The sequence below is a fragment of the Pseudomonas fluorescens genome, from assembly GCF_041354075.1.
Taxonomy (GTDB): domain Bacteria; phylum Pseudomonadota; class Gammaproteobacteria; order Pseudomonadales; family Pseudomonadaceae; genus Aquipseudomonas; species Aquipseudomonas fluorescens_CE.
Genome location: NZ_JARZGC010000006.1, coordinates 193,859 through 210,883, shown reverse-complemented (window position 1 = coordinate 210,883; position 17,025 = coordinate 193,859). Strand labels below are relative to the sequence as shown.

General features: G+C 64.5%; 18 protein-coding genes. 8 read left to right on the top strand and 10 right to left on the bottom strand.

Translation table 11 applies throughout. The features are described 5' to 3' along the window. Positions 1-20: 20 nt before the first annotated feature. Positions 21-1,151, bottom strand: a complete 1,131-nt coding sequence (gene zapE / locus QIW53_RS10420; protein WP_371049570.1) for a cell division protein ZapE — start codon at positions 1,149-1,151, stop codon at positions 21-23. A 314-nt stretch (positions 1,152-1,465) separates the two neighbouring features. Between zapE and QIW53_RS10415 the strand changes: the two genes are divergently transcribed. From QIW53_RS10415 to QIW53_RS10385, 7 genes are all read left to right on the top strand, one after another. Beyond that, positions 1,466-1,954, top strand: a complete 489-nt coding sequence (locus QIW53_RS10415; protein ID WP_371049672.1) for a Csu type fimbrial protein — start codon at positions 1,466-1,468, stop codon at positions 1,952-1,954. A gap of 106 nt (positions 1,955-2,060) precedes the next feature. Next, the gene (locus QIW53_RS10410; protein WP_371049569.1) at positions 2,061-2,600 is read left to right on the top strand and encodes a Csu type fimbrial protein; all 540 of its coding nucleotides are present in this window, start codon (positions 2,061-2,063) and stop codon (positions 2,598-2,600) included. 21 nt (positions 2,601-2,621) lie between these two features. Beyond that, positions 2,622-3,158, top strand: a complete 537-nt coding sequence (locus QIW53_RS10405) for a Csu type fimbrial protein (protein ID WP_371049568.1) — start codon at positions 2,622-2,624, stop codon at positions 3,156-3,158. A 4-nt stretch (positions 3,159-3,162) separates the two neighbouring features. Continuing rightward, positions 3,163-3,660: a Csu type fimbrial protein gene (locus QIW53_RS10400; protein ID WP_371049567.1), complete on the top strand. Its 498-nt coding sequence runs from the start codon at positions 3,163-3,165 to the stop codon at positions 3,658-3,660. Between the two features lie 42 nt (positions 3,661-3,702). Further along, on the top strand, positions 3,703-4,491 hold the full coding sequence (locus tag QIW53_RS10395; protein WP_371049566.1) for a fimbrial biogenesis chaperone: 789 nt from the start codon (positions 3,703-3,705) through the stop codon (positions 4,489-4,491). Positions 4,492-4,545: 54 nt separating this feature from the next. Further along, entirely contained in the window at positions 4,546-6,903 is a 2,358-nt protein-coding gene (locus QIW53_RS10390; protein ID WP_371049565.1) for a fimbria/pilus outer membrane usher protein, read from the top strand. After that, positions 6,900-7,871, top strand: coding sequence for a Csu type fimbrial protein (locus tag QIW53_RS10385; protein ID WP_371049564.1), 972 nt, complete (start codon positions 6,900-6,902; stop codon positions 7,869-7,871). Before QIW53_RS10390 ends, QIW53_RS10385 begins: the two co-directional genes overlap by 4 nt. A 139-nt stretch (positions 7,872-8,010) precedes the next feature. Here the strand turns inward: QIW53_RS10385 and QIW53_RS10380 are convergent, their stop codons facing one another. The 7 genes from QIW53_RS10380 to QIW53_RS10350 are packed head-to-tail and all read right to left on the bottom strand — an operon-like array spanning position 8,011 to position 14,524. Further along, entirely contained in the window at positions 8,011-9,057 is a 1,047-nt protein-coding gene (locus tag QIW53_RS10380) for an ABC transporter substrate-binding protein (RefSeq protein WP_371049563.1), read from the bottom strand. An 18-nt stretch (positions 9,058-9,075) separates the two neighbouring features. Beyond that, a complete protein-coding gene (locus QIW53_RS10375; RefSeq protein ID WP_371049562.1) occupies positions 9,076-10,191 on the bottom strand; it encodes an NAD(P)/FAD-dependent oxidoreductase in 1,116 nt (371 codons plus the stop codon). Further along, the gene (locus tag QIW53_RS10370) at positions 10,188-11,543 is read right to left on the bottom strand and encodes an FAD/NAD(P)-dependent oxidoreductase (RefSeq protein ID WP_371049561.1); all 1,356 of its coding nucleotides are present in this window, start codon (positions 11,541-11,543) and stop codon (positions 10,188-10,190) included. Before QIW53_RS10370 ends, QIW53_RS10375 begins: the two co-directional genes overlap by 4 nt. Further along, positions 11,540-11,830 carry a (2Fe-2S)-binding protein gene (locus tag QIW53_RS10365; protein ID WP_371049560.1) on the bottom strand — a complete coding sequence of 97 codons (291 nt, stop codon included), beginning with the start codon at positions 11,828-11,830 and terminating at the stop codon, positions 11,540-11,542. The genes QIW53_RS10370 and QIW53_RS10365 overlap by 4 nt, the downstream gene beginning before the upstream one ends. A gap of 7 nt (positions 11,831-11,837) precedes the next feature. Beyond that, positions 11,838-12,632, bottom strand: coding sequence for an ABC transporter permease (locus tag QIW53_RS10360; protein ID WP_371049559.1), 795 nt, complete (start codon positions 12,630-12,632; stop codon positions 11,838-11,840). Positions 12,633-12,638: 6 nt separating this feature from the next. Further along, on the bottom strand, positions 12,639-13,508 hold the full coding sequence (locus QIW53_RS10355; RefSeq protein WP_371049558.1) for an ABC transporter permease: 870 nt from the start codon (positions 13,506-13,508) through the stop codon (positions 12,639-12,641). Further along, the gene (locus QIW53_RS10350) at positions 13,505-14,524 is read right to left on the bottom strand and encodes an ABC transporter ATP-binding protein (protein ID WP_371049557.1); all 1,020 of its coding nucleotides are present in this window, start codon (positions 14,522-14,524) and stop codon (positions 13,505-13,507) included. The genes QIW53_RS10355 and QIW53_RS10350 overlap by 4 nt, the downstream gene beginning before the upstream one ends. 243 nt (positions 14,525-14,767) lie before the next feature. Between QIW53_RS10350 and QIW53_RS10345 the strand changes: the two genes are divergently transcribed. Continuing rightward, positions 14,768-15,604 carry an IclR family transcriptional regulator gene (locus QIW53_RS10345; RefSeq protein ID WP_371049556.1) on the top strand — a complete coding sequence of 279 codons (837 nt, stop codon included), beginning with the start codon at positions 14,768-14,770 and terminating at the stop codon, positions 15,602-15,604. A 133-nt stretch (positions 15,605-15,737) separates the two neighbouring features. On the opposite strand, the gene QIW53_RS10340 is transcribed toward QIW53_RS10345, so the two are convergent. Further along, positions 15,738-16,490: an anti-sigma factor family protein gene (locus QIW53_RS10340; protein WP_371049555.1), complete on the bottom strand. Its 753-nt coding sequence runs from the start codon at positions 16,488-16,490 to the stop codon at positions 15,738-15,740. Continuing rightward, a complete protein-coding gene (locus QIW53_RS10335; RefSeq protein WP_371049554.1) occupies positions 16,487-16,993 on the bottom strand; it encodes a sigma-70 family RNA polymerase sigma factor in 507 nt (168 codons plus the stop codon). The genes QIW53_RS10340 and QIW53_RS10335 overlap by 4 nt, the downstream gene beginning before the upstream one ends. Positions 16,994-17,025: the final 32 nt, after the last annotated feature.

The following is a 17,025-nucleotide window of genomic DNA, read 5'->3' as shown; positions in this document are numbered from 1 at the left end:
CAGGTTTTGTGCGTTGATCGTCAGGCCGATTCGCCAATCACCGTCAATTGTCCTAAACGGCTGCGCGTGCGGCCCAGGTCGATGGCCTCGCCTCCCAGGCTTTCGCACAGCGAGCGCTGGCCCATCAGGGTCAGGTGCTTGTCCTGGTCATACAGAACGTCCACCAGGTTGATGAAACGCTGCTGCGCGGCAATCGAGCAGTCGGCCAGGTTGGGGAGATGGTCAATGAACCAGTGATCGAAGCGTCGGCACAGTTCCAGGTAATCCATGACCGCCGTCGGGTGATCGCACAGGTCGGCAAAGGTGAAACCGACCGTTCGGCCGGCGCAATGGCGCGCCGGCAACTGGCGGGTACCGACCGATAGCGCGATGGCAGGGGCGTTGGCGGCCGGCAGGTTCATGGCCTGACGCTGTGCCGTGCTGGCCGGCCAGACATACCGACCCTGAGTGAACAGTTGCTGGGCATGGGTTCGGGCCTGGCTGCGATAGTCGTGCGGGCCGCCCACTTCCATGACCTGCATGCGCGCGTTGATCAGGTCGATCACCGGTTTGAACCGCGCATGGTAGAGCGGGTTGGGCAGCAGGCCTTCGGGCGGGTAGTTCGAGGTCACCAGCAGCAGGATGCCGCGGTGGAACAAGGCCTTGAACAGTCGCGTAATGAGCATCGCATCGCCGATGTCATGCACATGGAACTCGTCGAAACACAGCACCCGGCAATCGTCCAGCAGCGCATCGAGCGTGCTGGCCAGTGGGTCATGGTGCTCGCGATGGCTGAACATGCCTTGATGCAAACGGGCGAAAAACTCATGGAAATGCAGGCGCTGTTTTTGCTCGATCGGCAACGCCTGAAAGAACCCCTCGAGCAACCAGCTTTTGCCGCGCCCCACGGCGCCGTGCAGGTACAGGCCGGGCAAGGACTTCGCCGGGGTGCCGAGCAGTGTCGTGGCGTATTGCGCCATGCAGTCGATGACCCGCTGCTGGCTGTGGCTGAGGGTGTAACCCTGGGTGTGGGCCTTGTGGCTGAAGTAGTCGTGCACCGCCCGCCCGGTCGCACCGTGGCTCGCAGGGGGCTTCGCCGCTTTGCCGAAGAGGCGGCGCAACGCATTCCAGCGTGGCGTGAAGCGCGAGCGCTTGGGTGGTCGGACGGCCACTGATGTCACCTCGAAGTATTCCGGCAGGCTCCCCCGAGCTGCGCCGGCCCAGTGTAACCAATCAGGGAAATTTGCTTCCAGTCATGTCAGCCGTAGAACGGCAAAATTGCACGGAAAAACCCGGGGTGTACAATTTTTTTCTGGAGGATACCGGACGTTGCCCACCGTTCGGCACAGGTTCGCCTGCCGTCGACTGGATCCCTTTTCACCTCTTCGCTGGAAATTTCCCGACCCGTTGCTAACCTGATGGGCAGGAGCCACCCCACAAGGAATGGGTCGTGAAAGGAATCGTCGTCGTGGCAGTCGCGAGCGTCATGCTCAGTGCACAGGTATTGGCCGCCGAGCTTAAGGTGCAGGTGCGGGTTGACGTGCAGCGTGGCTGTCAGTTGGTCGGGCAACAGCGCAGTGCCGGCACGGAGCAACTGGGCGTGCTCGATTTCGGCCAGACCGCGCGCCTGGATGATCCCGCCGGCCCCTTGGGCGCCGCGCTGATGAACCAGCGCCTGCCCCGTCTGGAATGCAATCCCGATACTCCCTATCAACTGCGCATCGATGGCGGCCAGCACGGCGGCGTCGGTGACGTGCGTTACATGGCGGACGCCGCGGGCAGCAAACCCATTCCTTATCGACTCTACCAGGACCCGGCGCGGCTGATTCCGCTGGCGGTGGACGTTCCGGTGAGCGGGCGTGTGCCGTCAACCGGCACTGTGGATCTGCCGTTGTATGCGCGTATCGAGCGGCTGGCGGAGGTCGTACCCGTTGGCCGTTATACAGACCTGGTGAAGGTGACCGTCACCTGGTAGCGGTATTCGTGACAAGGCCCCCGATGGACTCGGGCGGCACAGGGAAGCGGGGCGCTCATGATGGAGCGTCGGATATGAACGTCCTGAAGGAGTTGGGCAAGGCGTGATGAACAGCAGGCAGTGGGTCTTGATCGGCATGGTGGCCATGACAGGGTCGAGCGCAGGCGCGCAAGCGGCCGTCAGCGGGCAGATTCATGCGCGCCTGACCATCATCGCCGGTTGCGAGGTCTCCAATGGCGGCAGCGCTGGCAGCCCGGTCAGCGATTTCGGGACCCTGGATTTCGGCCAGCAGGGCCCGACCTGGGACACCCCCATCAGGGCCAGCCTGGGTGACGGCGCCAGCAACAGCGGCCGCTTGAATGTCGCCTGTGATCCGTCGGTCAACGGCTTCACCGTCACCATCGATGGCGGTGCCAACGGTGACGGCACCACCCGACGCCTGAGCAACGGGCGCCAGACCCTTCCATACCAACTGTTCCTCGATGCCTCTGGACACCAGAGCTACAGCATCGGCCAGCAACACAATTTCGCCGTCACCAGCGGCACACAGATACCGATTCCGGTGTTTGGTTCGGTGGTGGCGAACGCCCGCGCGGTACCGGCCGGTGTCTACACCGACACCCTGACCGTGACGCTCGATTGGTAACCCTGTAGAGGACGGATCCCCATGCACACGCTCGCGACTAGAATTGGTTTGCCCCTGATCGGCCTGACGCTGGCCGCCAGTGCCCAGGCCGCCACCACCGTCACCGGCCAGATTACCTCCAGCCTGATCCTGACCAGCAGTTGCCAGGTGAACGGAGGCGGAGGTTCCACCGGATTGAATTTCGGTGCCTTGAACTTCGGCACCGCCAACAGCCTCTTCACCACGGCCACCGGGCAGGTACTGGCCGGCGGAGGCGGAGCGCTGTCGATCCTGTGTTCCAGCGGTACCACGCCCACGGTGACGGTGCGCGCCGGTGCCCACGATGGACAGTCGACGGGGGGGACCAGGGCGCTGTACGACGGTGTTGCCAACTATGTGCCCTACGACCTCTACACCGACGCGGGCCACTCGCAGATCCTGGCCATCAACGGCACGATCAACCTGGCGGCCAGTACCGGCGTGGCGCAGACCGTGAACATCTATGGTCAGGCGGTGGGCAAGGCCGGGCTGCCGGCGGGAACCTACACCGACACGATTGCCGTCGAACTGACGTTCTAGCCCGATGAAACGCCTCGGACGCTTAGCGTTGTTGCTGTGCATGGGCAGCCTGCCGTTGCCGCTGACGGCGGCCACCAGCCAGAGTTTCCAGGTCAGTGCCACGGTGACGCCGGGGTGCCTGATCGTCGGCGGTGTGTCCAACTACGGCAGCCTGAATTTCGGCAGCCAGTCGGCGCTGGCCAGCAACACCGTGCGGGTGGCCCTGACGGCGGGTGTGCAGTTGCAATGCACGCCGGGTGTGACCCTGAACATGAGCGTCGATGGCGGCCAGTACAACAACAGTGGGCGAAACATGCAGCTCGGCACCGGCAGCAACCGTGTGGCGTACCAGCTGTTTCGCGATGCGGCGTACAGCCAGAGCCTGGGCATCGGCCAGAGCGTGGCGGTGGCCTATACCGACGCCAACAACATCCGCCTGCCGATCTACGGCCAGGTGCAATTGCCGGGCAATCAGCCTGGGGGAACCTACAGCGATGTGCTGCAAGTGCAGCTCTCGTGGTAAGGCGGCGTTTTTGATTTGAACCTGGAACCAAGGAGTGGACACATGGGGTTAGCTTCACGGCGGCAGCGGGTCGTGCGTCATGCCATGTTGGCGTTGCTGCTCTGCGCGGGCGCCAAGGTGCAAGCCGCCAGTTCGGTGTTGATCTGGCCTATCGACCCCGTGCTGGAGGCCGATCAGCAGGCCAGCGCCCTGTGGCTGGAAAATCGCGGCGACGAGACGGCGAACCTGCAGATTCGCGTGTTTGCCTGGAGCCAGAGCGGTTTCAGTGACCAGTACCGGAATCAGCGTGACGTGATCGGCAGCCCCCCCGTGGCGAAGATCGAGCCGGGGCAGAAACAATTGGTACGCCTGACGCGCACCCGGGAAGTGCCGCCGGGGCAGGAGCTGGCCTACCGCATCATCATCGACGAAATCCCCTCGGCGAAACCGCCCGCCAGTACCGACGGCAAGACGGCGGCCGCCATTCGTTTCCAGATGCGTTACTCGGTGCCGCTGTTCGCCTACGGCGCCGGTCTTTGGAGCAAGGAGGACAGCAGTCGCCCGCGTGACCCGAAAGGTGCAGGGCTGCCGGACCTGAGTTGGCGCACGGTGGCGGTGGACGGCCAGCCCTATGTGGAAGTGCGCAATCAGGGGGCGGTGCACGCGCGGTTGACCGATGTCGCGATCAAGCAGGGCGGGCAGGCAAGGCCTCTGGTGGAAGGCCTGCTGGGCTACGTGTTGCCGGGCGCGATCATGCGCTGGCCGGCGCCGGGCCCGATGGCTGGCGATCCCGCGTTGCAGGTCCGTGTCAACGGCGCACCACAGGTGCAGAGCATTACGCCGGCACACTGAGTCGATGAGTGACAGTCAGGGAGGACCCAGTCCATTGACGGACGTACAGCGGTAATGAGCCAGGGTCTGGCTCGCAGTTTCCAGCGTCCGTTGCGGGCTATCGGCTGTTTGGGTTGCCTGATGTTCGCCCATTGCTCTGGCGCCGGTGATTTGCCGCCGCCCCCTAGCGGCATGGAGGCCGTAGCCGATGCACAGTTGTTTCTGGAATTGGTGGTCAATCAGATGAATACCGGGCGCGTCGTCGCGGTGGAACAACGCAGTGGCCGGCTGTTCCTGCCGGTCAGCGCGCTGCGCGAAACCGGCATGAAACTGCCCGATACCCTTGGCGCCGAGCTCGATCTCGACAGCTTGCCCGGCCTGCACAGCCAGTACGACAGCACGGGGCAGCGCCTGCTGCTCGACGTGCCGCCCACCTGGCTGCCGGAACAGTTCGTCGGCAACCGTGACGCCTATCCGCGCACCCAGGCCCTGAGCAGTTTTGGCGCCTTGTTCAACTACGACCTGTACCTCAATGACACCGACGATGCCGGCACCTACCTTGCGGCCTGGAACGAAGTGCGGCTGTTCGACAGTTGGGGCACGTTGTCCAACACCGGGCAATACCGGCGTACGCTCTCGGGGGACTCGATCGGCGCGTTGAACAACGGCTACCTGCGCTACGACACCACCTGGCGTTACTCCGATGACGAGCGTCTGCTGACCTATGAGGGCGGAGACTTCGTCAGCGGCGCACTGCCCTGGAGCAGTTCGGTGCGCATGGGCGGGGTGCAGGTGTCCCGGGACTTTGGCGTGCGGCCGGACCTGGTGACGTATCCCTTGCCGCAGTTTGCCGGGGAAGCGGCCGTGCCATCCTCGGTCGACCTGTTCATCAACGGCTACAAGTCCAGCAGCGCCGACCTGCAACCCGGCCCCTATACGCTGACCAATGTGCCGTTCATCAACGGTGCCGGCGAAGCGGTGGTGGTCACCACCGACGCGCTGGGTCGCCAGGTGTCGACCACCGTGCCGTTCTACGTCACCAGCAGCCTGTTGCAGAAGGGCTTGAGTGATTTTTCGGTGGCGGCCGGCGCCTTGCGCCGCGATTACGGCCTGCGGGATTTCTCCTACGGACCGGGCGTCAGTTCGGGCAGCCTGCGTTACGGCCTGAGTGACTATTTCACCCTGGAAAGCCACGCCGAAGCCTCGGACGCCCTGACCCTGGGCGGCGTCGGCGGCAATCTGCGCCTGGGCAACTTCGGGGTCGTGAACACGGCCCTCAGCCAAAGTCGCTTCGAGGGTGACAGCGGCCAGCAGGTCAGTGTCGGCTATCAGTACAGCGGCCAACGCTACAGTTTTTCCTACCAGCGCCTGCAACGTCGTGACCGCTACGCCGACCTGACGGTGGTCGACAATCCCTTCACCACCCTCAGCCAGCGCAGCGAGCAAGCGACCCTGAGCCTGAACCTCGACCGCTGGGGCAGCCTCGGCGCCGGTTATTTCGACGTGCGTGCTGCCGATGACTCACGCACGCGCCTGCTCAACCTGACGTGGAGCAAGCCCCTGTGGCGCAACAGCAGTTTCTACCTGTCGGCCAACCGCGAGATCGGCGACAGCAACTGGGCGGTGCAGGCGCAGCTGGTGGTTCCGTTCGACTTGCGCGGCAGCCTTTCGATCAGCAGCGAGCGCAGCAACACCGGCCAGACCCAGCAACGGGTCAATTACAGCCGCGCCGTGCCGACCGCAGGCGGGGTCGGTTTCAGCCTCGGTTATGCCCAGGGCGACGGGCCGACCTATCGCCAGGCCGACCTGACCTGGCGCCTGCAATCGGTGCAGTTGCAGGCCGGTGTCTACGGCAACAGCGACGCCGAAACCCGTTGGGCCGATGCCAGTGGCTCGCTGGTGTGGATGGACAATCAGGTGTTCGCGGCCAACCGCATCGACGACGCCTTTGTGGTGGTGAGCACCGACGGGTATGCCGACATTCCGGTGCGCTACGAAAACCAGCAGGTCGGCCAGACCGATCGCAATGGGCATTTGCTGGTGCCCTGGAGCAGCGCCTATTACCGTGGCAAATATGAAATCGACCCGCTGAACCTGCCGGCCAACGTGCGCAGCCCGAATGTCGAACAGCGCATCGCCGTGCGCCGTGGCAGCGGCTACCTGCTGGAATTCCCGTTGAACCGGGTGGTGGCCGCGAGCATCGTGCTGGTGGATACGCAGCAGCGGGAGCTGCCACTGGGCAGTAGCGTGGTGCATGAGCAAAACGGCACGCAGGCGGTGGTGGGGTGGGACGGGCTGGTTTACCTGGAAGACCTTGAGGCGCAAAACACCCTGCGGGTCGGCCTGGCAGACGGCAGCAGTTGCCAGGTGCAGTTCGCTGTCGATGTGCAGCAGGATCAGATCCCGCTGATCGGGCCACTGGTGTGCCGATGATCGGCGTGCGTGGGGTCTTCTGCCTGGCCTTGTGCCTGCCGGGGGCGGCCCACGCCCTGTGCTCGGTGGTCAGCACGACGCCCGCTTCCTTCGGTACGCTGAGTTCGATTGCCGTGCGCACCACCTCGCAGCCCAGTTCCACCCTCAATGGCGGCTTGAGCTGCACGGGCTCGTTGCTGAGCCTGTTGACCAGCAGTGATAACTTCTGGGCCACCGTCACTTCGACGCAGGGCGGTCTGGTCGGCCCCAAGGGTGACGTCATCGGCTACACCCTCTACGCCAACAACAGCACCAGTTATCCGCTGACCCGCGGCACCCCCTACGATTTCGCGCGCAACGGCATCATCGATGCCCTGGGGCTGCTGGGCGGCACGGTACCCAGAACCGTGCCCTTGTACCTGGGCACCACCATCGGCAGTAACGTCGCGGCCGGGGTCTACACCGAGACGCTGAGCATTTTCTGGAACTGGAACTACTGCTCCGGGATCGGTATCGGTGCCGTTTGCCTGGGACGTGACATCAACAGCGGCACCACAACCTTGACCGTCAACCTGACGGTCTCCAATGACTGCACGATCACCGCGCCGAACATAACCTTCGGCAGTGCGCCGGTGGTCAGCGCGTTTACGCCGGTGACCGGCCAGACCATCAACCTGGCCTGCACCAAGGGCAGCGCTTATACCGTGGGCTTGAGTGACGGACAGAACGCAATCAGTGTGGGCGGGCGGCGGCGGATGATCTCCGGCAGCAATTACCTGGCGTATGACATCTTCAAAGGGGCGGGCACCACCCGATGGGGCAGTGTGGGCGCGGCACGTCGAGCCGGTACCGATGCAGAGGTCAACCCCGGCAACGGGCTGGGCATCGGCGCCCAGATCTTCAACTACAACGCGAAAATCTATACCGACCAGACCACACCGCCAGCGGGGACCTATCTGGACAATGTGGTGCTGGATGTGGGGTTTTGAGGCATTGTCCAACTGACAGAGAACCCTGTGGGAGCGGGCTTGCTCGCGAAGGCGGTGGGTCAGTTACACATATCCGACTGATACACCGCCTTCGCGAGCAAGCCCGCTCCCACAAGAGGCCTTGTTTTAGCTAAGAGAACTACCGCTCGATACTGCGGTTCCAGCGCGCGTTCCACGCCGGGCGCTGTTCGTTGACCTGGTCCCAGTCGATGGCAATCGCCGTTTCCAGGTACTGCTTCATCGCCTCCACCTGACCACGGGTCTTGTCGGTGGTCGGGGTATTGGGGTTGGACGGGATCTGATCGCCGTCTTCCAGGGCGACGGCTTGCGCCTCGGGGGTCAGCAGGAAGGCGGCGAGTTTCTGCGCCAGTTCCGGCTGGGTGTTGCCCGCGATCGCACACTCGGCGACGTTGAGCACCACCGAGCCTTCTTTCGGTTGCGCGTATTCGACCTGCATGCCCTTGAGTTTCAGCGCCGTGACCTGGGTCGGCGTCAGCGGGAACAGGGCCGCTTCGTCGGTCTGGAGCATCTCGGAAATCTTCGCCGAGCTGGGGATGTATTCCAGCACGTTACGCCCGACGGTGTTCGGCCAGGCCTTGAACCCCGGATCGACGTTGGTTTCGCTGCCGCCCTGGATCCGGTTGAACATCAGGAAACCGTGCAGGCCGAAGGTCGACGAGGCCATCGACTGGAACACCAGTTTGTCCTTGAAACGCGGGTCGGCCATGTCCATCCACGAGGTCGGGGCGGCCCAGCCTTTCTCCTTGAACAACCGCGTGTTGTACGCGAGCCCGGTGACGCCGAGGCTGACCGCCACCGCCTGGTCCTTGATGCGGCCCTTGGCCGGGATCTGTGCCAGGGTCGGGCTTTCTTCGAGCTTGTCGCACAGGCCCATGGCGATGGCGCGGTACATGATGCCGTCGTCGAGGAACATCACGTGCATCTGCGGGTTGCCTTTGCTCGCCTGGACCTTGGCCAGGATGTCGGCGGAGGTGCCCGGCACGATCACCACTTTGACGTTGTTGGCTTTCTCGAAAGCCGGCAGCACCTTGTCGGCGTACAGGCGTTCCATGGTGCCGCCGTTCATGCCCAGGTACAGCGTCAGTTCGGCCTGGGCCTGGCTGACGGTGAGCAGGGCGCTCAGGCATGAGAGTCCGACCAGTGCAGTGCGTTTGACGTTATTCATAAGCGCGACCTTCCTCTATCAAGCTGCGGAGATGGAGTGAAACCGGGTGATGGAAAACGCATCCAGCGACGTGGTTGAAGCGCCGCTGCAGATGATCTCGGTGAGCGCCTGGCCCACCGCAGGGCCGATCTGGAAGCCGGCGCCGGCAAAGCCGAACCCATGCAACAGACCGGTTTGGGTGCCGCTGTGGCCGATCACCGGCTGGCGATCGGGCAGGTAACCTTCAGTGCCGCTCCAGGTGCGAATGGCCTGGGCGCCTTCGAGAAACGGGTACAGCTCGACGGCCTGGCGCAGGATCTCGATCACCGCGTGCTGGCCGGGGCGCGCACGGGCCGTGTCGAGGGCAAAGCCCTGGCCGCCGCCCAATACGCAATTGCCCCGCGCAACCTGACGCGCATAGATGCCGCCGCCTTCGACGCCGGTGCTGGCATCCATCACCAGCGGCAAAGGTTCGGTGACCAGCATCGCCGGGTGCCCGGCGTGCATCGGCACTGCTTCGCCGAAGTGTTCGGCCAGGGTTCCCGCCCAGGCGCCGGCACAGTTCAACAGCCAGGGCGCGCGCAGTTCGAGGCCGCTTTGCGTGCTGACGCGAAAGCGCTGGCCGTCGTGCTCCACCGCACTGACTGCGCATTGTTCATGCACCTGCGCACCGTGGCGCCGCGCTGCCTGGGCAAAGGCCGGGGAGACCAGGCGCGGGTTGGCGTGGCCGTCATCGGGGCAAAACGAGGCACCGACCGCCACCTCGCCGACCCATGGAAAGCGCGCCCGCAACTGCGCCTGATCGAGCAACTGCAAATCCAGGCCAAAGCCCTGGCTGCTGGCGGCGTAGTCGTGAAGGGCGCGCAGATCGTCGAGGCTGCGCGCCAGTTTCAAATGTCCGCTGCGCTGATATTCGCCGTCGATGCCGATCAACTGCGGCAAGCGCCCCCAGATCTCGTGCGCCCGTTGCGACAGCGGCAGTTGGGACAACGGCCGACCCTGACGGCGCACGCCGCCGTAGTTCACGCCACTGGAGTGCGAGCCACAGAAGTCTCGCTCCAGCAGTGCCACCCGCTGACCGGTCTGGCTCAAAAACAGCGCAGCGGATGAACCGACAATGCCGCCGCCAATGATCACTGCATCGACATCGATCATGGCTCGATCTCCAGGCCGAACGGCAAGGGCTTGATCGGCGCCTGGGCCCGCAGCCGGCCGATTTCCGACAGCGGGCGCTGACTCTCGCAGGCAATGATTTCTGCGGCGGCGGCACCGCACATCCGTCCCTGACAGCGCCCCATGCCGACCCGGCAATGGGCCTTGACCCGATTGATTTCCCAGTGGCCTTCGCGCACGACGTCACGGATGTCCCCGGCGCGCACTTCTTCGCAACGGCAGATCATCACGTTGTCGGCGGTGTTGGCTGCCCAGTCCTCGGGGAATACGAAGGCGCGTTCCAGGCCGTGGCGGAAGCGCTCGGTTCGCCCCAGCGCGTGTTCCAGTTGCACGCCGCGCTGTGGCTGGATCAGAAAGCCGCTGTCTTCCAGCAGGGAAAGTGCTGCGCGTTCGCCGGCCATTTCCGCCGCGTCCGCGCCCATGATGCCGGCACTGTCTCCGGCCAGGTAAACCTCGCTGACACTGCTGCGGCCGGCGCTGTCGCGCTGTGGCAGCCACGCGCGGTTGAGCGGGTTCCAGGTGAAGGCGCAACCGAGCAGATCGGCGAGCTGGGTTTCGCTGCGCAGGCCATGGGCAAACGCCACGGCATCGCACGCCAGGTGATGTTCGCCACGGCTGTCGGTCCAGTTCAGCGACTGCACCCGGTGCTCGCCGTCGATCTGTTTCAGGGTCGCACCCTGATGCACAGGGATGCCATGGGTCGTCAACCAACTGCGGTAATAAATGCCTTTGGCCAGGGTGGCCGGTTGCGCCAGCAGGCCGGGCAGGGCACGGGCCTGAGCGCTGAACGGGGCGCTGTCGAGTACCGCGACGACCTTCGCCCCGGCCTTGGCGTATTGATAGGCCACCAGGTACAGCAAGGGGCCGCTGCCGGCGAACGCCACGCGTTCACCAATGGCGCAACCCTGGAATTTCAGGGCGATTTGCGCAGCGCCGAGGCTGTACACGCCCGGCAGGGTCCAGCCCGGCACCGGCAATACCCGGTCGGTGGCACCGGTGGCGACGATCACCCGGGAGAACGCCAGGCGTGCGGCACGGCCCTCGTGCAGGGTATCGAGCGCGCTGTCCTCGGCGTTCCACACCAGGGTGTCGGGGCGATAGTCGAGCTGTTCGCGCAAGGCATCGAGGGTCTGGTGCAGCGCAGTGGCCTTGCGTGCTTCAAAGCCGTAGAGCTTGACGGCCGAACGCTTGAAGTTGACCGGCTGACGCCGATAGATCTGCCCGCCACCGCGCGCCGCTTCGTCCAGCAGCACCGGGCGCACGCCATGGGCTACCAGCGTCTGGGCTGCACGAATTCCGGCGGGGCCGGCACCCACAACAATGACCGGATTCATATCGTTCGCCCCGGTTCACGGCTGATCGATTCACCGCCCTCAAGCAGCGTCGAACACGCGCGCACGCGGCGGCCGTCGGCCAGGCGGACCCAGCAGTCCTGGCACGCCCCCATCAGGCAGAACCCGGCGCGGGGCTCGGCGCTGAAGTCGCTGCCGCGCAGGTGGTCGCTGCAGGTCAGCACCGCCGTCAGCACGGTGTCGCCCAGCAGTCCGCTGGCCGGCTGGCCGTCGAGGGTAAAGTGCACGGCCGGGCGGTCGCCCTCGGCCAGTCGTTTCAGCAAAGCCATGGCGCCCTCATTGTTTACCCACCAGCACCCGATCCAGGCCGTAGACCCGATCGAGCAGAATCATGGTCAGCGCCGTCAGCGCAATCACCAGGGCCGAGACCGCCGCCATCATCGGATCGATGGATTCGGTCGCGTACACGTACATCCGTACTGGCAGGGTCTGCGTGGCCGGGGAGGTGACGAAGATCGACAGCGTGACCTCGTCGAAACTGTTGATGAACGCCAGCAACCAGCCACCGGCAACCCCCGGCAGAATCATCGGCAAGGTGATCTGGCGGAACAGCGTGAAGCGTCCGGCGCCCAGCGATTGCGCGGCGTGCTCGGCGCTGCGGTCCAGGCCGATGGCCGAGGCCAATACCAGGCGCAACACATAGGGGGTGATCACCAGCACGTGGGCAAAGATCAGCCAGGCGAAGCTGCCGTTGACCCCCATCAGTGCGAACAGGCGCAGCAGGGCCACCCCCAGCACCAGGTGCGGAATGATGATCGGCGACAGGAACAAGCCGTTGAGAAAGCCCCGGCCGGGAAACTCGAAGCGGGTGATCGCCAGCGCCGCCGGTACGGCGATCAAGGTCGCCAGGCTGGCGGCGCTGAACGCCAGGATCAGGCTGTTGTAGAAGGCGTCGATAAAGTCGGCGCGCTCGAACACGGCGCGGAACCAGCGCAGGGAAAACTCGGTGGTCGGCAGGCTCAGGGTGTTTTCCGGAGTGAAGGCCACGAGGCACACCACCACCAGCGGCGCGAGCATGAACAGCACCACCAGGGCATGGAACAGCAGGGCGAAAGGACCGTTCTTGGACATGACGAGTTATCCCAGTGACTTCTTGTAGCGGCCTTCGATCATCCGGTTCCACGACAGCATGATCAGCAGGTTGAGCAGCAGCAGGGCGACGGCGATGGCCGCGCCCATCGGCCAGTTGAGCTCCGACAGGTACTGGTCGTAGATCAGCGTGGCGACCATCTTGATCCGGCGCCCGCCGAGCAGGCCGGGAATGGCGAACGAACTGGCGGCCAGGCCGAAGACGATGAGGGTGCCGGAGAGCACGCCGGGCATGATCTGCGGCAGCACCACTTTGCGAATCACCGTGAAATGGCTGGCACCAAGCGACAGCGCAGCCTGTTCGGCGGCGGGGTCGAGCTTTTGCAGGGACGTCCAGACCGGAATGATCATGAACGGCAGCATCACGTGAACCAGCGCAATCACGACCGCGAACGGGGTGTAGAGCAGTTTCATCGGTGAGCCGCCGAGGGCTTGCAACACCTGGTTGACCAGGCCGTCGGCACCGAGCAGGAGGCTCCAGCCGAAGGCGCGCACCACCACCGAAATCAGCAGCGGGGTGAGGATCACGATCAGGAAAATAGAGCGCCAGGGCGCGCCCATGCGGCTGAGGATGTAGGCCTCGGGCACGCCGATCAACACGCACAGCAGGGTGGTCAGGGCGCTGATCCAGAAGGTGCGCAGGAAGATCTCGTAGAAATACGGATCGCCCAGCAGGCTGCTGTAGTGCTCGAGGGTGTACGCCTCGTTATTGATGCCCGAGCCGTAGTCGAACACGTTGAACGACAACACCAGGGTCAGCAGCAACGGGATGACCAGCAGGCAGACATAGAGGGCCAGCGCCGGTGCCGAGAGCAGGTAGCCCTGGCGTCCCTGACGCAACGCGGCAAGCGTGCTCATGCCGACACCTCGTCGACGTTCAGCAGCCGCAGCAGGGATGTGTCCCAGTCCAGGCCCACCGCCGTGCCTTCGTTCATCGGTGCCGAGCCGTCGTTGCGCCGCACGACGCAGAGTTCGCCCAGGTCGGTGGACACGCCGTACAGCCATTGGCTGCCCAGGAAGAAGCGGCTGACGATACGGCCCTGGACGCGGCCAGCGCCGGCCTCGCGCAGGTCGATTTTTTCCGGGCGCAGGCTGAGGGTCAATTCCCCGCCGGCGCTGACCTGGACCACACCCGCGCCGTCACGCTTGCCCGGCAGCAGATTGGCCTTGCCAACGAAGCCGGAAATGAACTCGGTGCGCGGGTGTTCGTACAGGGTGTAGGGCGCGTCGATCTGGGTGATGCGCCCGGCCTGCATGACCACCACCCGGTCGCTGATGGACAGCGCTTCGGACTGGTCATGCGTGACCATCAGGGTGGTGATGCCGACTTCGCGCTGGATGCGGCGAATCTCGAACTGCATCTCTTCACGCAGGTTGGCGTCGAGGTTGGACAGCGGTTCGTCGAGCAGCAACACCGGCGGTTCGATCACCAGCGCTCGGGCCAGCGCCACCCGCTGGCGTTGGCCGCCGGACAGTTCCCGTGGGTAGCGTTCGGTATGCTGGTCCAGGCGCACCAGTTTCAGTACACGTTCCACGCGCTGCTGCAATTCACCATTGGGCACCTTGCGCATGCGCAGGCCGAAGGCGACGTTGTCCTTGACGGTCATGTGCGGGAACAGCGCGTAGCTTTGGAACACCACGCCCAGCCCACGGCTGGCGGGTTTGGCGTGGGTGATGTCGCGACCGTCGAGCAGGATGCGCCCGCTGGTGACTTCGACGAAGCCGGCGATCATTTGCAGGGTCGTAGTCTTGCCGCAGCCGGAGGGGCCGAGCAGCGAGACGAATTCGCCTTTTTCGACCGAGAGATGGGTGGCCACCACGGCGTCGATCTCGCCATAGCGTTTGCCGAGTCCTTCAAGTTGCACGAAAGCCATAACTGCGCTCCACCTGAGATTGTTATGCGCGGCCGGGGGACGCGCTTTTTTGTATGGGCAGATACGAAAGGTCTTGCGGGGTGCGTTGGCGCTCGACTTGAGTCGGCTGCCGCTGTTGTTCGAATCGCCCCTGTATGGACGCAGAGTAGGACGAAGACTAGGATGGGCTCAATGGTCTATTTCACTGAACAGATGACTATTTTCAGTTTCATTCAGTGAATAAATAACATGCTGAGAAAATACATGAATGATTCCACTGAGCGGAATGAAAATCGAAATGATGTCGGCGTGGGGGCGGTTTCGAGGCTGTTCGCCGTGCTGCGCACCCTGGGTGACACCGTCGAGGGCGGGGAGCGAGTGACGCAACTGGCCCAGCGCATCGGTTTGTCGCAACCGACCACGCATCGCCTGTTACGCAGCTTGATGGACGAGGGCATGGTCGAGCAGGATGCGCGCAGCAAGCGTTATCGCCTGAGCCTGGAGTTCTTCGCGCTCGCCGCCCGGGCGGGCAATACCGGCAATCTGCGGGAGTTGGCGCGGCCTTCGCTGCTGCGGCTTAGCGCGTCGCTGGGGGATTCCCTGTTCCTGCTGGCGCGCAGTGGGTTCGACGCGATTTGCCTGGACCGCAGCGAGGGGCCGTTTCCGATCCGCACCTTTACCGGTGACATCGGCGGGCGAGTGGCGTTGGGCGTGGGCCAGGGCAGCCTGGCGATTCTGGCGTTCCTGCCGGAGGAAGAGCGGGACACGGTGATCCGCTACAACCTGCCGCGGCTCAAGGACTTTCATCTGTACGACGAGGTGTTCCTGCGCTCGGAAGTCGACAACGTCCGCGCCCTGGGCTATGCCGGACGCAACACGGGCGTGCTGCAGGGCATGGCCGGTTTGGCTGTACCCATCCTGGATCGAGAGGGCCGAGCGGTGGCGGCGCTGAGTGTCGCCACGATCAGCGACCGGCTGGGCCCGGACCGCTTGCCGACGGTGGTCGACATGCTCAAGCGCGAAGCGGCGCTGATCGGGCCGCGAATCAACCCGTTCGATCCACTGCTGCGCAGGCCTTCGCAGGTGTTTGGGCAAACTTGAGATAACCCGGATTGACCCCTGTAGGAGCGAGCATGCTCGCGATGGACTGAAGGGCGCCGCGGGTCGCCAGAATGCCCGCGTCATCGTTGACGACCATCGCGAGCATGCTCGCTCCTACAGTGGAGTGGTGGGGTCAGAACTGCACAGTCTGCCTGAGCATCTGCGCCGCCTCGGTATCGTTCGGGCTGACCATCGCATAGTTATACCCACCGCCCGACCAATACTCGGCCTGCAACTCGCCATCACTGCGGCTGCCCCGTGGCAGCATGAAGTTTCTCGGCCCTGGCGGGCGCACGTAGAAGCTGATTTTGGCCCCGCTGCCGTCCTCGTAAACCACCATCGCCGCCGGCCCCTGTTCGGTGCTGAGCAGGCGCCCGCTGACGGGCCTGAAGCCAGCCCGGGACAGGTCGGGCAGGCGATTGGCCCGGGTGAAATAGCGGTCGAGCCAGCCTTGCATGTCGCCGCTGTCGCTGACCTTGTAGTCGGCCGGCAGCATGCCTTGCTGGGCAAACAGGCGATAGGCCTGCATCGCGTCGGCCATCGGTTGAGCGGCGCTGAGCAGGGTCATTTCCCGGGCTTTCCAGCCACTGAAACCGCCAATGCTCACGGCAATCAGCAGCACGGCGGCGCTGGCCAGGTGACGACGCGACTGGCGCTTGAGGCGCTGGCGGATCAGCGCCGGGTCGAGTGCCGGGTTGGCGGGTTGCTGCAAGGCGCCGCCCAGGGCCGCACGCAGTTGCCGGGCGTCCTGCTGCCAGGCGCGGACTTGCGCAGAGAGCGACGGGTTGCCGGCCAGGAAGGTTTCCACCAGGCGTCGGTCGTCCTCATCGAGTTGGTGGTCGACATACGCGTGCAGGTCGCGCTCGCTCGGGGGCATGCTGATCATTTGAGTCTCCGCAGGGAAGGGCGGGTGATTTCGCCGTCGCTGAGCTGGCGCAGGGCCTGGCGGGCACGGGACAGCCGCGACATGACGGTGCCGATGGGAACGTCGAGAATCGCGGCGACTTCCTTGTAGCTCAGGCCTTCGACCGACACCCAGAGCAACAGGGCGCGTTGCTCGGTGGTGAGCTGGTCGAACGCCTGCAGGGCCGACTGGGCGAGCACCGTGCGCTCTGCCGACGGTTGGCTGTCGTCGCGCCCGGTAAAGAATTCGAGCATCCGCGCATAACGCCGCGAGCGCCGGTGCGCGTCGAGAAACTGCCGGTACAGGATCGCAAACAGCCAGGCACGCAAATCGCCCTCGGCACGTTTGTCGCCCCAACTCGACAACGCGCGCTCCAGGCACGACTGCACCAGGTCGTCGGCGCTGCTGGGATTGCGCGTCAACGACAGGGCAAACCTTCGCAATCTGGGAATGATTTCTCGCAGTTGTTCGTCGATTTCGTTCATCAGGTTCTGGCGGGTCACTACGCTGTGGACTA

What these genes read in the sequence shown, in the direction of transcription:
- QIW53_RS10335 (WP_371049554.1), bottom strand. Translation starts at nt 16,993, where the DNA reads ATGAACGAAATCGACGAACAACTGCGAGAAATCATTCCCAGATTGCGA.
- QIW53_RS10375 (WP_371049562.1), bottom strand. Translation starts at nt 10,191, where the DNA reads ATGATCGATGTCGATGCAGTGATCATTGGCGGCGGCATTGTCGGTTCA.
- QIW53_RS10355 (WP_371049558.1), bottom strand. Translation starts at nt 13,508, where the DNA reads ATGAGCACGCTTGCCGCGTTGCGTCAGGGACGCCAGGGCTACCTGCTC.
- QIW53_RS10415 (WP_371049672.1), top strand. Translation starts at nt 1,466, where the DNA reads ATGCTCAGTGCACAGGTATTGGCCGCCGAGCTTAAGGTGCAGGTGCGG.
- QIW53_RS10395 (WP_371049566.1), top strand. Translation starts at nt 3,703, where the DNA reads ATGGGGTTAGCTTCACGGCGGCAGCGGGTCGTGCGTCATGCCATGTTG.
- QIW53_RS10410 (WP_371049569.1), top strand. Translation starts at nt 2,061, where the DNA reads ATGAACAGCAGGCAGTGGGTCTTGATCGGCATGGTGGCCATGACAGGG.
- QIW53_RS10340 (WP_371049555.1), bottom strand. Translation starts at nt 16,490, where the DNA reads ATGATCAGCATGCCCCCGAGCGAGCGCGACCTGCACGCGTATGTCGAC.
- QIW53_RS10385 (WP_371049564.1), top strand. Translation starts at nt 6,900, where the DNA reads ATGATCGGCGTGCGTGGGGTCTTCTGCCTGGCCTTGTGCCTGCCGGGG.
- QIW53_RS10345 (WP_371049556.1), top strand. Translation starts at nt 14,768, where the DNA reads ATGAATGATTCCACTGAGCGGAATGAAAATCGAAATGATGTCGGCGTG.
- QIW53_RS10365 (WP_371049560.1), bottom strand. Translation starts at nt 11,830, where the DNA reads ATGGCTTTGCTGAAACGACTGGCCGAGGGCGACCGCCCGGCCGTGCAC.
- QIW53_RS10350 (WP_371049557.1), bottom strand. Translation starts at nt 14,524, where the DNA reads ATGGCTTTCGTGCAACTTGAAGGACTCGGCAAACGCTATGGCGAGATC.
- QIW53_RS10400 (WP_371049567.1), top strand. Translation starts at nt 3,163, where the DNA reads ATGAAACGCCTCGGACGCTTAGCGTTGTTGCTGTGCATGGGCAGCCTG.
- QIW53_RS10405 (WP_371049568.1), top strand. Translation starts at nt 2,622, where the DNA reads ATGCACACGCTCGCGACTAGAATTGGTTTGCCCCTGATCGGCCTGACG.
- QIW53_RS10360 (WP_371049559.1), bottom strand. Translation starts at nt 12,632, where the DNA reads ATGTCCAAGAACGGTCCTTTCGCCCTGCTGTTCCATGCCCTGGTGGTG.
- QIW53_RS10380 (WP_371049563.1), bottom strand. Translation starts at nt 9,057, where the DNA reads ATGAATAACGTCAAACGCACTGCACTGGTCGGACTCTCATGCCTGAGC.
- QIW53_RS10370 (WP_371049561.1), bottom strand. Translation starts at nt 11,543, where the DNA reads ATGAATCCGGTCATTGTTGTGGGTGCCGGCCCCGCCGGAATTCGTGCA.
- QIW53_RS10390 (WP_371049565.1), top strand. Translation starts at nt 4,546, where the DNA reads ATGAGCCAGGGTCTGGCTCGCAGTTTCCAGCGTCCGTTGCGGGCTATC.